The organism is Paenibacillus sp. Z3-2 (assembly GCF_054161325.1).
Genome location: NZ_CP096397.1, coordinates 2,212,285 through 2,226,950, shown reverse-complemented (window position 1 = coordinate 2,226,950; position 14,666 = coordinate 2,212,285). Strand labels below are relative to the sequence as shown.

At 45.9% G+C, this 14,666-nt stretch carries 13 protein-coding genes; 7 read left to right on the top strand and 6 right to left on the bottom strand.

Annotated elements, in window-relative coordinates:
• Positions 1-50: 50 nt before the first annotated feature.
• Positions 51-3,725 (top strand): non-ribosomal peptide synthetase family protein, encoded by a 3,675-nt coding sequence (locus M1D71_RS09990; RefSeq protein WP_458127210.1) that lies wholly within the window; start codon positions 51-53, stop codon positions 3,723-3,725.
• A gap of 123 nt (positions 3,726-3,848) precedes the next feature.
• Here M1D71_RS09990 and M1D71_RS09985 read toward each other — a convergent pair whose 3' ends face one another.
• Positions 3,849-4,469 (bottom strand): TraX family protein, encoded by a 621-nt coding sequence (locus tag M1D71_RS09985; RefSeq protein ID WP_458126313.1) that lies wholly within the window; start codon positions 4,467-4,469, stop codon positions 3,849-3,851.
• Between the two features lie 77 nt (positions 4,470-4,546).
• Entirely contained in the window at positions 4,547-5,047 is a 501-nt protein-coding gene (locus M1D71_RS09980; protein WP_458126312.1) for an N-acetyltransferase family protein, read from the bottom strand.
• A gap of 241 nt (positions 5,048-5,288) precedes the next feature.
• On the opposite strand from M1D71_RS09980, the gene M1D71_RS09975 reads away from it, so the two are divergent.
• The 4 genes from M1D71_RS09975 to M1D71_RS09960 are packed head-to-tail and all read left to right on the top strand — an operon-like array spanning position 5,289 to position 9,267.
• Positions 5,289-6,734 (top strand): spore germination protein, encoded by a 1,446-nt coding sequence (locus tag M1D71_RS09975; protein WP_458126311.1) that lies wholly within the window; start codon positions 5,289-5,291, stop codon positions 6,732-6,734.
• Positions 6,731-7,879 carry a Ger(x)C family spore germination protein gene (locus M1D71_RS09970; protein ID WP_458126310.1) on the top strand — a complete coding sequence of 383 codons (1,149 nt, stop codon included), beginning with the start codon at positions 6,731-6,733 and terminating at the stop codon, positions 7,877-7,879. The genes M1D71_RS09975 and M1D71_RS09970 overlap by 4 nt, the downstream gene beginning before the upstream one ends.
• A 47-nt stretch (positions 7,880-7,926) precedes the next feature.
• A complete protein-coding gene (locus M1D71_RS09965; protein ID WP_458126309.1) occupies positions 7,927-8,133 on the top strand; it encodes a hypothetical protein in 207 nt (68 codons plus the stop codon).
• A 15-nt stretch (positions 8,134-8,148) separates the two neighbouring features.
• Positions 8,149-9,267: a GerAB/ArcD/ProY family transporter gene (locus M1D71_RS09960; protein WP_458126308.1), complete on the top strand. Its 1,119-nt coding sequence runs from the start codon at positions 8,149-8,151 to the stop codon at positions 9,265-9,267.
• Between the two features lie 4 nt (positions 9,268-9,271).
• Here the strand turns inward: M1D71_RS09960 and M1D71_RS09955 are convergent, their stop codons facing one another.
• A complete protein-coding gene (locus M1D71_RS09955) occupies positions 9,272-9,745 on the bottom strand; it encodes an RbsD/FucU family protein (protein ID WP_458126307.1) in 474 nt (157 codons plus the stop codon).
• 257 nt (positions 9,746-10,002) lie between these two features.
• Between M1D71_RS09955 and M1D71_RS09950 the strand changes: the two genes are divergently transcribed.
• Both M1D71_RS09950 and M1D71_RS09945 read left to right on the top strand, forming a co-directional pair.
• Positions 10,003-10,425, top strand: a complete 423-nt coding sequence (locus M1D71_RS09950; RefSeq protein WP_458126306.1) for a MarR family winged helix-turn-helix transcriptional regulator — start codon at positions 10,003-10,005, stop codon at positions 10,423-10,425.
• Positions 10,426-10,455: 30 nt separating this feature from the next.
• Positions 10,456-11,769 (top strand): MFS transporter, encoded by a 1,314-nt coding sequence (locus M1D71_RS09945; protein ID WP_458126305.1) that lies wholly within the window; start codon positions 10,456-10,458, stop codon positions 11,767-11,769.
• A 159-nt stretch (positions 11,770-11,928) separates the two neighbouring features.
• Here M1D71_RS09945 and M1D71_RS09940 read toward each other — a convergent pair whose 3' ends face one another.
• The 3 genes from M1D71_RS09940 to M1D71_RS09930 form a co-directional block, all read right to left on the bottom strand.
• Positions 11,929-13,230 carry an MFS transporter gene (locus M1D71_RS09940; protein WP_458126304.1) on the bottom strand — a complete coding sequence of 434 codons (1,302 nt, stop codon included), beginning with the start codon at positions 13,228-13,230 and terminating at the stop codon, positions 11,929-11,931.
• A gap of 155 nt (positions 13,231-13,385) precedes the next feature.
• On the bottom strand, positions 13,386-14,330 hold the full coding sequence (locus tag M1D71_RS09935) for a glycoside hydrolase family 3 C-terminal domain-containing protein (protein ID WP_458126303.1): 945 nt from the start codon (positions 14,328-14,330) through the stop codon (positions 13,386-13,388).
• Positions 14,297-14,662, bottom strand: coding sequence for a hypothetical protein (locus tag M1D71_RS09930; protein WP_458126302.1), 366 nt, complete (start codon positions 14,660-14,662; stop codon positions 14,297-14,299). Before M1D71_RS09930 ends, M1D71_RS09935 begins: the two co-directional genes overlap by 34 nt.
• Positions 14,663-14,666: the final 4 nt, after the last annotated feature.

Below are 14,666 nucleotides of genomic sequence, written 5' to 3'. Positions count from 1 at the left end.
AAGGAGGAATAACTGAAGTGATTGAAAACCAATCATCATTTTCCCATTCTATGGAGTCTGGCCTGCCGGTTCTTCAGATTCCACTGGATTTTGGGCGACGTCAACAATCATTCTCTTATCAATCTGCTCAATTAACATTACATGCTTCTCTAAGTCGTGAACTTAAACAGAAGTTTGGAGAACAGATGGTGTACCCGGTACTCCTCTCAGCTTATGCAGCCTTGTTATTCCGATTGTCAGCTGAACAGGACCTTGCCATAGGGGTACTTGCTCCCGATCAGGCAGCTTCCTATCTTTCGTTACAGATTCAGGGAAAATTAACTTTTAGCGAACTATGTCATCAGATCTCAGAACAGCTCAAGATTGAATACACGCTGCAAACTGGTGGATACCCTGAAACGTTTTTTATGCTGAATAGCGTTCAGTTGCCGCAAGCTCCTCAAGTCATGAATTGGAACGTTCGAGATGATCAGAGCATGCTCATTCTCGATCTGTTCTATGACAGTTCACTTTTGAAAGAGTCTACTGTACTGAGATATGCAGAATACTATCAGACTCTTCTACTTGCCCTTGTGCGTGACAGTGACAAAGCAATCGGTGCAGTGGATATCCTTTCCGCCTCAGACCGATTGCTGTACCGTGAAATGAATGATACTGCCGTTCTCGAACCAGCGAATCAGACCATTCACGCCTGGTTCGAAGCAACTGCAGCAGCATATCCGGATTCACCGGCGATTACATCGCCATCCGCACGATATACGTACAGAGAATTAAACGAACGAGCCAATCAGGTTGCACGTGTTCTGATATCCAATGGATTGCAAAAAGGGGAATTCGTCAGTATCTTTATGAATCGAAGTCTGGAGACCATCATCTCCCTGCTCGGTATTCTCAAGGCAGGTGGTGCATATGTTCCGATCGACCCTGAGCATCCCCAAGAACGTAACAGCTATATTGTGGAAGATACGGCTTCACCATTCGTTCTGACAACAGAAGCTTCTTATGCCCAAGCATCCAGCCTATTCTCCAGTATAGCTACCGTTCGCCAGATTCTGGCTGTGGATGGTCGTCTAGCCGGGTTTGCAGCAAGCAACCCTAACTTGGATATTCACCCAGACGATCTTGCGTATATCATCTATACGTCAGGATCTACCGGTAAGCCCAAAGGTGCACTGATTGCCCATCGGGGTGTCACTAATCTTGGTAGTGTGGTGCAGCGTGATTGTGACATTCAACCAGGTGATGTATTAACCCAGTTTGCTACATACAGCTTCGATGCATCCGTGTGGGATACGATTGGCGCCTTGTTCTATGGAGCAGAATTATATCTGTTGTCTGCGGAAGAACGTGTATCCGTTGAAGAATTCGCAAGTGCAATTGAACGTACAGGAACAACCATTATTACGATACTGCCTACGATCTTCTTCAATCAGCTTGCAACCTATTTATCAGAAGAAGGTTTCCACAAGCTAGCCAAAGTCAGAATCATCACCGTAGCCGGAGAAGCACTCTATGGCGAACAGGTTCGTGCCTTCCAGCGCAAATTTGGCAACCAGATTGACATTGTGAATGTGTACGGACCTACCGAATGTACGGTAGCCACAGCCACGCATCGCATCAGTGAGCAGGTTCCCGAACATGTGGTGAACATCCCTATCGGTAAACCGATTCATAACTACAAAGTATACATCGTGAATGAAGAACAACAGCTCTGTCCGGTAGGCGTGCCTGGTGAGGTATATATCGCTACTCCTGCACTGGCCAAAGGTTATCTGAATCAGCCAGAACGTACAGAGCAATCATTCATTGAGAATCCGTTTGCGATAGGTGAGAAAATCTACAAGTCTGGCGATATTGCCAAATTGCTGGATACCGGGTTGCTGGAGTATGTCGGTCGTAGTGACTCACAGCTAAAAATTCGTGGTCACCGCATTGAGATCGGGGAGATTGAAGATCACTTTGCCCGACTTGAACAGATCCAGAACGTTGCCGTCATTCCGAAGAAAGAATCGGACGGACAAAATATGCTGGTTGGGTATTTTACATCGAAAGATGGCCGTACCCTTTCTGTTTCGGACATCAAAGCAGAACTGGCGGAGAAACTCCCTTCTTATTTTGTACCGAAGTGGATCTGTCAGCTGGATGAAATGCCGATAGCACCGACTGGGAAAATCAATCGCAAAGCGATGGTATCCCTACCTCATGTGGAACGACACGAAGATCGCCCTGACCTGGTCATGCCCGAGACGGAGACGGAATCCATTATCCTGGATGCGTGGAAAGAAATTCTTCAGCATGACGACTTTGGTGTCGAAGACAGCTTCTTCAATATCGGCGGTGATTCTCTCCGGGTTATTCATGTATTGGTCATTCTGAAGCCGCATTATCCTCAGCTGAAAATTGCCGACTTTTTTGCCGAGAGAACCGTCCGGGCTCTTGCTCGTCGTGTAGAAGTACTGTCTCACAGTGCAGTAGAAGTTACAGATTCAGTGGTGACTGATGGGTTGATCACGCAATTATCCGAACATCCTGTAGAACTGGCATCCCAGTTGGGATATCCGGTCATTCGTGAACCTGAGCATGTGTTACTTACCGGAGCGACTGGATATCTGGGTTCCCATGTACTGCAACAGTTAATTCTGAATTCAAGTACACGAATCTACGCGCTTGTTCGTCGCCCGACCAATGGAATAACTGCGATGGAACGTTTGACTAAAGTGCTGGAAGGATATTTCGGTAAACAACTGACTGATCAACTTGCAACCCGCGTGGAGATTATTGAAGGGGATCTTGAACAACCTCATCTCGGTCTTTCAACTGAACAAACTGCCTATGTTAAGGAACGAATTGACCGTGTCATCCACTGTGCTGCAGATGTACGTCATTTTGGGGATGCAGAGCAGTTCGCCAAAACGAACGTAGCAGGCACGGTCGCTTTGCTGGATCTGATTCGCAGCAAACCTGGGGCTTCCTTCCACCATGTATCCACGATGGGTATTCCGGAGGATCTGGCACTCAGCGGACAGTGGGAATCCTCATTGCAATATGATCGTTTCCCGGCCGACTTGCATGTGGACAACCTGTATTCGGACAGCAAGCTTGAAGCCGAGAAAGTGCTCATGATTGCCGCCGAGGAGGGTGTACCTGTCAGTATCTATCGTGCAGGTAATCTCACTTGCCACTCTGAAACTGGACGCTTCCAGTCCAATATTGATAGCAACGCCTTCTATCGTATGATCAAAGCGATGTTATTGCTCGGCAAAGCTCCTGCCGCAGACTGGATGGTTGATTTCACACCGATCAACTATGCGAGTGAAGCTATTGTTCATCTGGCCTTACGTCAGGATACAGCTGGTCGTGTATTCCACATCTGTAATCCGGAGCCAATCCGTTATGATGAACTGATCCGTTCAGTGAATCGAGCTGGTTATGAAGTCGAAACGCTACCTTTCGCGGATTACACACGTTGGTTGTTCGATGCCAGCATCAGCAAGGAGCCTGAAGCTCTACAGTTGGCCATTGCTCAGCTTGAAGGCGACGGTGCAAAGGATTCAGCTTATGTCTACGCCTGCCCTGTCACAACTGCTTATGTGGAACCTGCCGGAATCTCATGTGCGAAAACAGATGATCGCTTCATCTCCGCCATGTTAGACTACGCCGTTCAGATTGGATATTTCCCAGCTGCAATCCGGCCGCATTATGGCACTTCTACAGCAATGGAGTAAATGAGTACATTCAATCTATCATCAACATTTAATAAAATTGGAATACCAAGGAAGCCACATTCTCGTCATTGACTGACGAAAATGTGGCTTCTTGGCTTCACTTCGCATTGCTGGATCATTCTTTTACACCCATCGGATCATTGCAATGATGGCGAGATGAGCTGGATAGAAATAGCGCCAAACCCAACGTGGCCCCTTCATGCGGAAACCTGCTTGATAATATTGAGCCATGGCAATACCTGCAGTTGCCAGTATACTATACATTTGAACAGAGCTGTTGTGCAGCAGAAGATATAGTGCATTTAACACGACATGTGCTACTACAAGTAGAGGACCCTGGAAATAACGGAATAACAGGACCAATATTAACCCATACATCCCGTAATCCATCTGACTAATTTCCATGAACCAACCTGCTCCAATTACGATCGGAATGCCCAGTAGGCGGGATGGCAGTTTATCGATAGCTAACAGGACCAAAAGAGCTGACCACAACGTCCATACCACATTCAATGAGTAATGATTAAACGCAGCCATGAACGGCACCTGTGATATCATCGCAATCCAGAACAGCCGCCATATGTATTTTTGTACGTCTCGTGTATGTTTATAGCCGATATACACTGCAAAGGCATAGATTGGAAAAGCTATACGACCTATGATCCTCAGTTCTATCATATGTGGAAAAAAGACAGCTCCTATATGATCAATTAACATCGTGATCATAGCAATCCACTGCATCATATCGCGACTTCCCTCCCTCATTCCCGACTTGACGGGTCTGCCCTTCATTTATATAGTGCGTCTTTTTGAGCAACCTCTTATACATTAAGTTCATAATACATGAATTTGGTATCTTGTGCATATCCTTCGGATTCATATAGAACTTGTGCTTGCTTGTTACTTAACTCAGTCGAGAGTGATATACGAAGAACTCCACGCTCAGATGCCAATCGCTTGGCTGCTTGCAGCAGCTTCCTTGCAATGCTTTGCTGACGATAATCCGGATGCACATATAGATCATTAAGCACCCAGATCGGCCCCATCGATACCGAACTGAAACTGGGATAAAGTTGAACGAATCCGGTACAAATTAAGCCATTCAAGAGTAGTAAGTCGTTGCTTCCATTTGCCCCACAATCACTGTTCACATCTGTTTCTGCTACCAAAACTACCGATTCATCACGTTCCATTCGTTCTCTAATATATTGACGTGCTCCCTCAAGGTCAGCATTTTGGTTGTAGAACATTCTGTACTCATTAAATAACCGTCCCACTGCATCCATATCCGCAAGACTTGCCTGTCTGATTCGGTGCTGCAATTCTTTCAACTCCTTAAGAAATGAGATCATCGTTTCATATGTGTGCCTTCTATTTTAAAACAATCCCCTCGCTTTCCCCATTCATCATCTGTATCAAAGTTTGTAGTATCCATGAACATTTCTCTAGATATGTCGAACATTCAGCGTTCGGAGTATATTTCAGTCGAAGCGTTGCACACTATAGTATCGCTTATAGCTTGTAGAGAACCGAACCATTCATTGCTTTAGGAGGAAGGGATCTATGAAAGAAAGCATTCTGATACAGGTTCAATCACGTCTAATCGGCGTGGCAGATATGATCTATCAGCCCCTTCAGATCGGGCCGCTCCATTGCACTTTGCTCTATATTCAATCCATTGTCGACACACAGATCATGCGTGAAGCTATTGTGAAGCCTTTGCTTGAAGAGGCTGCACGGAACGAAGTCGGTCCCGATTTTATTACGCAAGTCGTGAGTGGTACCTTTTTTTCTCTCGAAAACCAGCACAGGGATTCAGCAGAAACGTTGGTAGATGATATCGTAACCGGTAATGCAGCACTCTATATCGAAGGCATGTCCGGCATGATCATTTTTTCAATTCAACATTATCAGAAGCGCTCCGTACCTGAATCAACAAATGAAGTCGTCGTCGTGGGCCCCCAGGAAGCGTTTATCGAGGATATTAATGTAAATATGTCTCTGCTGCGACACAAAATTAAACATCCCGATTTTAAAATGATCAAATTTACCATCGGCAAATATACCAAAACCGAAGTTTTTGTCATTTATATTCAAGGATTATGCAAACCTGATATTTTGGAAAATGTATTAACCAGTCTGGGTGAGATTGATATGGACAGCAGTCTGGGTGTCAGCTATCTATCAGAATTTCTGGAAGATCATCCGCTTTCTCCTTTTCCACAGTATCAATATACCGAACGACCAGATGCCGTTGCAGCTGCTCTCGTAGAAGGACGGATCGGGGTCATGCAGGATGGAACACCCTTCTCGCTGCTCATTCCAGTCACATTTTTCTCTTTGATGCAATCGTCCGAGGACTATTATCAGCGGTTCCATTCAGCTTCATTTATCCGAATTATCCGTTTGCTGTTTGCCATCATTGCTTTCCTGTTGCCTTCCGTATATGTAGCAGTCACTACATTTCATCCCGAGATCATTCCAACGAACCTGCTCATTACAATTGCATCCGCAAGAGAGAACATTCCTTTTCCGGCATTGATTGAAGCCTTCATCATGGAGATTACCTTCGAAGGATTACGTGAAGCCGGAATACGTATTCCCAAGCCGCTCGGACAGACGGTTTCTATTATTGGCGGTATTGTCATTGGACAAGCAGCTGTACAGGCAGGTATTGTCTCTGCTCCTCTGGTTATTGTTGTGTCCATTACAGGGATTGCAGCCTTTATTATTCCGCATTTCGAGTTGGGACTGGCCTTCCGACTGCTCCGCTTTCCTGTTCTGCTGATGGGTGGAACACTGGGTCTGTTCGGTGTCGTCATTTCTATCTATCTGTTGTACTGGTATATGGTCAGCATGCGTTCATTTGGTGTTCCGTACATGCAGCCTTTTGCCCCACTCGTACTACGTGATTTTAAGGATACGTTTATTCGGGTGCCTTGGTTCATGATGAAAAAACGAACCAAAGCCTATGCGACCGATAATGAAAGGAGGCAGGATACACCATGATATTTCGAAGGCCTCCCCTTCAACTTGTGGTCATCATTATTTGTTGTCTGTTATGCACCGGATGCTGGTCCAAAGTCGAGATTAACGAGCGCACCTTCATTACAGCCATGTACGTGGACAAAGCGGATACCCCTGGAGAGATCGAAGTCACGCTTAGCATGCCACTCCCCAATCGTCTTTCTCCAGAAGGTGGTAGTACAGGCAAAGACCCCTATGCAGCTGTTTCGGCAACGGCACCGACAATTGCGGATGCGATAGAGCGAATCCAGACAGACCTGACACGTAAAATATCTTGGGGACATACGCGAGTGATTGTCTTTGGCCAAGCCTATGCACGTGAGGGGATTGAAGACACGATGGAATGGATTGCACGTCAACCCCTTTTCCACCTGAGCAGCTACGTGATGGTTGCGAATGGCAGAGCCAAGGACGTTTCTGATCTGACTCCGGTATTCGAAGAAACTCCAAGTGACGTGCTGCGGGAATTCTCCACCGAGGAAAACCTGCTAAAAACCCAGGTGTTAAGTGTATTTACATCCGATAAAATGAATCAGGGATTTGCCTCATCGATGTTAGGCAGCAAAAAAACCAACATGGTCAGTGAAGAGGGAGAATCCAAAAAGTGGGTCAGTCAAATCGGCGGCTCCATATTCAGACAGATGCGGATGGTTGGAACACTCTCGGCCGATGAAGCGCGCGCTGTTGCCTGGGCAGGACAAAACCTGGATTCGATGACCATTTCCGTTAAATCCAAAAAGCAAAAAGCAAGCATGAAGTTATACCGCATGCAATCGGATATACATGTAAAGCTCCAGAATGGTGAACCACATTTTGTTATCAACCTGACAGGAAGAGCTGAGTTGAATTCGGTCATTCCTGTCCTGAAAGCTGAAGACATTGTTGGGATTAAGGACATCGAACAAGCAGCCAATGAAAAAGTAAGTGCTCATCTTACTCGTGCCATCCAAACCGCAAAACACCAAGGCTCAGATATACTCATGCTTGGATACCGACTCGAATGGAGACACCCGAAGGTATGGAAGAAACTGCGACCCACATGGATCAACTATGTTAAGAACGATCTTCAGTTTACCGTCAACACGAATATCAATATCCAATTTGTCGGTTCGGAGTCAAGCTTCTAGTTATCGGGGATTGCCGTTTTGGTGGACTTAAAAAGGAGGTTACATACGTGTTAGCCGTCTTGGTATTTGCGGGACTCTACTTGCTGGATTGGTCATCTGTAAAAACAAGCAAGAAATCGATCAGGCGGGCTTATTTTATGTTGCTCGCTCTTTTTCTCGTATGGAACACGCTCGCTGTAAGCTGGTCTGCATGGCCTAACCCCAATGATCTGATCCAACTGGTCTTTGGCTGGGCTGATCACATGATTAAATAAGAAAGGAGATTGACGATGAACCATCTGACTGCAGGACAGGCGTACCGCTTCATGTTTGTTTACCTATATTCCGAACCCGTTGCCTTTCTTTTGCAGCGCTTATTCAAAATGAGCGGCTATCAAGGATGGTTATCTACCATTGGCGGCTTTCTGATCAGTCTGGTCTTTCTGCTCTTTACATACCGTTTAGGTTCCATTAATCCCGACAAACCTTGGATCTCCTATGGAGAGGATATCGTAGGCAAAGTTGTGCATCGCTTTTATATTGGGTTAATTGTACTGTTATGTATCTACTTGTTATCCATTGATGTGGAGAATTTTATTATCTTCCTGCAATCGATGTATCTGCCACAGACTCCGATTTGGTTAACATCAACCCTAACTTTGCTGTGCATCTGCCTGACTGCGCGTTCAGGTTTGGTTACCATTGTATTTATGTCGGAAGGTATTTTTCTGGTGCAGCTTTTCACTTCCAGCTTACTTATTCCAGCGGTTGGGGGCGGAGGCAATCCTGGCATACTGCTTGCGATGGCAACTCATCATGATCTGCGTGAAATCCTGATGGGGTCTCTGTCCACCATGCCATGGTTCTCCGAATGGATGATGTTCCTATTCCTCGCACCTGTCGTTGCGTTCAGGCGTCCTATGCTGAAAAGCATGTTATTTGCCGGCATCACCGTTGTTATATTCATCGTTGTGTTCTGGATGTTCACTCTGATGAATTTTGGTCCGTATGTTGCCGCCGGACTACGCTATCCTTTACTTGAAATGGTACGCTTTGCGCGATACGGAGATTTCCTGGATAATCTGGATCCTGTTCTGATCGCAATTTGGTCAACAACGATGTTCACTCGCAGCTCATTTCTGTTGTATGTCGCTTCCGTCTGTCTCTCCAAACTGAGCGGGATCAGGCAGCAAAAATCTGTCGTTTATCTGATTGGGGGAACTGCTGCCGCTATAGTCCTTCAATATGCCAAAGATGCCGCCTCATACGAGCTGGCTATCCGTTCTTACGCTGTACCTCTGTATACCGTACTTATCGAATCCATGCCAATACTCTACGTTATCGTATACTGGATTCGGAATGGCAAAAATAAAAAGACGACCAAAGCATCCGCTGCTCCGTCGCCTTGACTATTCAGTTCGAATTAGTATTCTGGTGCTGCTGACATGAATCAGAATCAGGAAAAATGACGCCTTTCTTCAAAATCAGATTGGCATATTGCGCACGCTCACCAGTTGCAACAATGACATAGGCACGCGAAGCACGTTCATAAAATTCAAATCGTTCTTCATGATCCAAAGCATCCGTGATGCCTTCGTATTCTTCAATTAATCGGCGGTACTCTTCCCATATGATCGGGATCACCGGATCCCCTTTTACAACCTGCATGACCGCAGCTGGACGCTCGGCATAGATATCCAGTGGATATAATTGCAGGATGGCTTCCAGCAGTTCGACGACTCCCAGTGCATCACAACGTACCAGGCGCTTGGCATGACTGGCTGCCGGGAAATTGCCATCTGCCAGAACCAGCTCATCTCCATGCCCCATTTCAGACATGATTTTGAGCAACTCCGGAGGGATTATGGCGGGAATGTTCTTCAGCATATACAGCTCTCCTTGGTCATCTCCAACATCGGTTAGAGTGAATTGATATTCACCAATCTTGAAATACTCTGGACATTCATTTACATAGAAGCGATTTCATTCCCATTCTATCAGGATTATTTGATGTTTGCATAGCGCGGGCTGTGGCTTGTATGTGAATATTTCATTTTGACAAAATTACTTGTTTGCCATATAGTTGTTATGACAACTAATTAATTTGGAACTTTTTATGATGGAAAGAGAGGCTGTACAATTACATGGACTATACACTGGAACAATCAGTCGGATTCATGCTGGGTTTCACGCATCGCAGAGCAGTAGCCTTACTCGCAACGCGGTTCAAACCTTATGATATTACAACAGAGCAATTCTCTGTCTTATTTAATGTTGACCGAGGTGAAGGTGTCAATCAGAAAGAATTGGCCGCGCGTGTCTTCAAAGACCAACCCACCACTGCCCGGATTATTGATCTGGTGGAGAAAAAAGGCTGGGTAGAACGCCGGACCAGCGAACAAGATCGCAGAGCCTACCTGTTATATCTCACCAAGGAAGGCAAAGCATTAATCGATATTCTTGTTCCAATTGAAAGAGAAATGAATAAAGAACTTGCTGAAGGTATACCCGAAGACCAGATGGAAGCATTTAAACATACTCTTTCCCTCATAAATCGCAATCTGTAATGAATTACAACTCAGGGGGAATACGTCATCATGAAAGAACAATCTACACAAGTTAGGCTATGGACTACAGATTTTATTTTGTTAATGTTATGTAACTTTTTGTTATTCTTGCAATTGCACATGATCGTCTCACCGCTTCCGTCCTATGTCCAGGAACGATTTCACGCCAATGCGTTTGTAGTGAGTTTATTTACCTGTCTGTTTGCGCTCAGCGCCATTGCAGCCCGACTCTATTCTGCGAAAGCACTGGAGAAGGGTCTTCGTAATGCCATGATCTACATTGGACTGTCGATAGCCCTGCTCGCAACGCTCGGTTATTATTTTGCTGCAGGTACAGCTGTGCTGTTATTGCTGAGAATGTTGTTTGGTATCGGGTTTGGTATGAGCAGCACTGCTTTTCCAACAATGGCTTCGGACATTGTACCCGTCAAACGAATGGGTGAAGGAATGGGTTACTTTGGGCTATCTACGAGCTTGGCTATGTCCATGGGACCTATCATCGGTGTTACATTACTCCAGGGTGCAGGATTTGTAACCCTGATGTTATGTACTGCTGGTGTTATCGCAGTCATCTATCCACTGAGTTATACGCTGACACGCAAAAAAGCAGCAAGAACCGTTAGCAGTGCGGACCTCAACGCCCAGGCAACAGCAACCGCTTCGGTATCGAGCACGAAACAGAAAACGCCTTTCAACCGCAAGCTGATCCTGCCTAGTGTGCTGAATTGCCTGTTATCCATCACGTATGGCGGGCTTGTCGGATTCATTGTCTTGTACGGTAAGGAAGCCAATCTGGCTAATCCAGCACTTTTCTTCTTGTTCAACGCACTTGCTGTGTTGTTGGTCAGACCATTTGCGGGGCGGATCTATGACAGCAAGGGTCCAAAAGCATTGCTCATCCCAGGAGCCATATTCATTGCTGGAGGACTCATTCTCCTCTCCTACGCAACTTCAATGTCCCTGCTGTTCATTGCAGCCTTTATCTACGGGATTGGGTATGGTTCCATGCAATCATCTCTGCAGACCTGGATGATTCAGGTTGTATCTCCTGCTCAACGGGGAATGGCGAACGGCATGTTTCTGAACTCGTTGGATCTGGGTATTGCGACAGGTGCACTGCTACTTGGTGCGATTGCATCGATAACCAGTTACACCGATATGTATCGTTATTCCGTCATGTTCATGATTCTATTCCTGCTTATCTATCTGATTCAGGGAAAACGAAGTGGAAGCTTCTCCATAGAAGCTCATCCTCTGCTTGTTCATACCCATATACCTGCAAGAAATACAGATCAGCCCAAGGATTTGGAACATCATACGCGAGATACCATAAATAAGGAATAAACCCGTCAATAAATGGACTCGATTACGTTGTTCGTTCCTATGTTCAAGAAAACGCGTGTACACCGAGGAAGCACATGCTTTCTCAGGCGTAAACGCGTTTTTTATGTGTACATCGTGTTCAATTAAAATGAGAATGAATTGTCGGCTAACACCATCCATCTAGAGTGGACTTTTCTTGCGCCGTATAGGTGCATAACCTCGACTCGTCTCAATCCGATCGATGTGCCGTTCATCCTGTTTACGTCCGCTTCCTGAAGTAGGTTCGTCTCCCTTATCCGGTTTGACTGCAAACAATGTGAGCAATCCCCCCACGGCTCCAGATGCCGCAAGCACACCAAAAAGCCAAAAATGTTGTGTGCCAATCAACAGGGACACAATAGGAGGACCAAGCGATACACCGATGAATCGCATGCTGCTGAACAAACCTGTAATTGTACCACGCTGTTTCTTATCCACACCTTCAGTAATAAGAGCATCCAGACATGGTAAGGTTGCTCCTAATCCGGCACTTCCTAATGTGAACAATCCCACCACAACGAAGATATTATCGAAAATCCCAATAACACCCAGCGAAACGGTTACAAGAACAAGTCCTGCGAATCCGAGCCATTTCATGCGAGGCTTACTCTTTCCAATCCACTTTCCTCCAAAAAAGGAAAAAAGACACAGGGATGCCAACGGAATCGCAAGTACGAGACCTTTTACGACCCCTTTCATGGCGAACTCGCTCTCTAACGTCTCGGATAGATAATAAAGCACACCAAAAAGAATAAACATGCAAATTCCACCGATTGCAAACAAGGCGTACAACCATCGTCCTTTTTCTTTCAATACGTCCCGAATGGAAGACACAAATTCCGTAAAGGTGGGCGGCTTTTCTTTTTTCTTGGGTGTCTTCACCAAGAAAATAACCAGAATCACCGAGATTAAACATAATAGAGGAATAGCCATGAATGGTAAAAACCACAACCAAACAGCCAGTGCTGCACCCAGAATCGGACTTAACACTTTACCAAACGTATTCGAGGTTTCAATGATTCCCAGGCTTTTGCTAACCTGATCTTCATCATTGAACATGTCCCCAACCAATGGAATGACAATAGGGAATGCGCCGGCTGCTCCAACCCCCTGCAATAACCTGCCACCCAAAATGGTCCAGTAAGCTACATTTCCATCCAAAATCCATGCAGCCACACCAGCTACAGCACCCCCAACGGCTGCAATAATAAGGCTGGGAATAATGACTGCTTTTCTGCCAAAACGATCAGACAAATACCCTGCGATTGGAATAAGCAGGATGGCAACTACAGCGTAGACTGTAATAAGCATACTGACCTTGAATGCAGATACCTTCAATTCACGTTCAATCTGTGGCAAGATCGGTATAAGCATGGAGTTACCCAAGGTCATAATTAAAGGGATGGAAGCAAGTGCGACGAGGTCCCACTTTTTATCATTCATACCACAACCACCTTTACAGATTCTACACACAACAGCATTATTGTGGTTGTTTTCGAGCGTGATTATTCAGACGTATGGAATGTATCACTAGTCAGCATGAAGAAGCTGTCTTCACGTATTCGTGCAAGACAGCTTCTTCGGTTCAATGCCCACAACTACATCAACATAAAATGACGTAAAGCTGCTCCGCCTTTGAAAACAATATACAGCTCATTCACCTTATTTGGCGCCTCAAGGGGACACTGGACAGTAGTCCACCGAATATCCTTCCCATTCACACTGCCTCCAGGTCCGGGTACTTCACACACACCGAGTAGATCGCCCTCCGGTCCTCCGGAACGAATCTCCAGTCTGCCCCCTTCTCCAAAGGCTGCCACTCTGGCTTGGAATCCTTGCAGTTTCTGAACAGCATTATGGTTGAAAGAGATCCAGGACGATTGATTATCTTGATATAAAGGGTTCTTCCCGAGTAATTGCCCGTACTGCCGAACGCCCTTCCAGACATTCATCCAACAGAACACCTGCACTGGCATCGCCCAAGTGGCTGTCTCCAGGCAATATCGATCCCGCGTAACATCCCACAATGCCAGCTTCTGAACAGGGACTTCGAAACGGATCATAACACTCGTCCCTGCTTTCACATGGATGCGACGGAAAGCAAGCAGTTGCTTCTGAGCGCGTTTCACTCGCGAGGTATGTGCAGTTCCATAGATCTGAACAACTTCATCACTGTCGCGTTCTCCTTTATTGTGTACCTCCACTTCAATCTTCAAATGATCTCGATCGGCCTCTGTAGCACGACTTACATGAATCGCTCCGTACTCGAATTCCGAGTAGGTTAAACCATGACCAAAAGCATATTGAACCGGTCCTTCATGATACATATAGGTCATGCCCCGCTGGATGATGTCATAGTCCATCATGTCAGGAAGCTGGGATTCATCTTCATACCAAGTCATATTCAACCTGCCTGCCGGGGCATAATAACCTAACAGCACATCCGCAAGTGCATTCCCCAATTCCTGACCTGCATGTGTCATATAAACGATGGCTGGGGCAATATCTTTTAACTCCTGCAAGGCAAATGGATAACTGCCCACAATGTCAATCCATGAACTTCAGGATCACGGTGATGGTATGCCCTCGCTTCATCGCCAATGACAGAACCAATCTCCTGCATAAGTCTCGTATTCCAGGTACTCGATAGACCGAGAGGTTGCGGAAATACCGTCGCCTCCCCTTTCCATGCAACCCCATGGGCAGCTTCACCACCGACGTTATAGCCTGGAATACCCAGTCTTGGCACAGCTGCTTCGCGCGTAGGAATCAGACGAATTTTTTCCTCCGTTGTCAATCTTGCAATCAGGTCATCCAAACGTTCCTCAAGTGAAAGTGACGCGTCCCACATCGGGTACTGATGATATTCCTTCATCCTT

Coding starts and splice junctions, on each gene's coding strand:
- M1D71_RS09940 (WP_458126304.1), bottom strand. CDS start 13,230: ATGAATGATAAAAAGTGGGACCTCGTCGCACTTGCTTCCATCCCTTTA.
- M1D71_RS09975 (WP_458126311.1), top strand. CDS start 5,289: ATGAAAGAAAGCATTCTGATACAGGTTCAATCACGTCTAATCGGCGTG.
- M1D71_RS09950 (WP_458126306.1), top strand. CDS start 10,003: ATGGACTATACACTGGAACAATCAGTCGGATTCATGCTGGGTTTCACG.
- M1D71_RS09960 (WP_458126308.1), top strand. CDS start 8,149: ATGAACCATCTGACTGCAGGACAGGCGTACCGCTTCATGTTTGTTTAC.
- M1D71_RS09945 (WP_458126305.1), top strand. CDS start 10,456: ATGAAAGAACAATCTACACAAGTTAGGCTATGGACTACAGATTTTATT.
- M1D71_RS09930 (WP_458126302.1), bottom strand. CDS start 14,662: ATGAAGGAATATCATCAGTACCCGATGTGGGACGCGTCACTTTCACTT.
- M1D71_RS09955 (WP_458126307.1), bottom strand. CDS start 9,745: ATGCTGAAGAACATTCCCGCCATAATCCCTCCGGAGTTGCTCAAAATC.
- M1D71_RS09990 (WP_458127210.1), top strand. CDS start 51: ATGGAGTCTGGCCTGCCGGTTCTTCAGATTCCACTGGATTTTGGGCGA.
- M1D71_RS09970 (WP_458126310.1), top strand. CDS start 6,731: ATGATATTTCGAAGGCCTCCCCTTCAACTTGTGGTCATCATTATTTGT.
- M1D71_RS09985 (WP_458126313.1), bottom strand. CDS start 4,469: ATGATGCAGTGGATTGCTATGATCACGATGTTAATTGATCATATAGGA.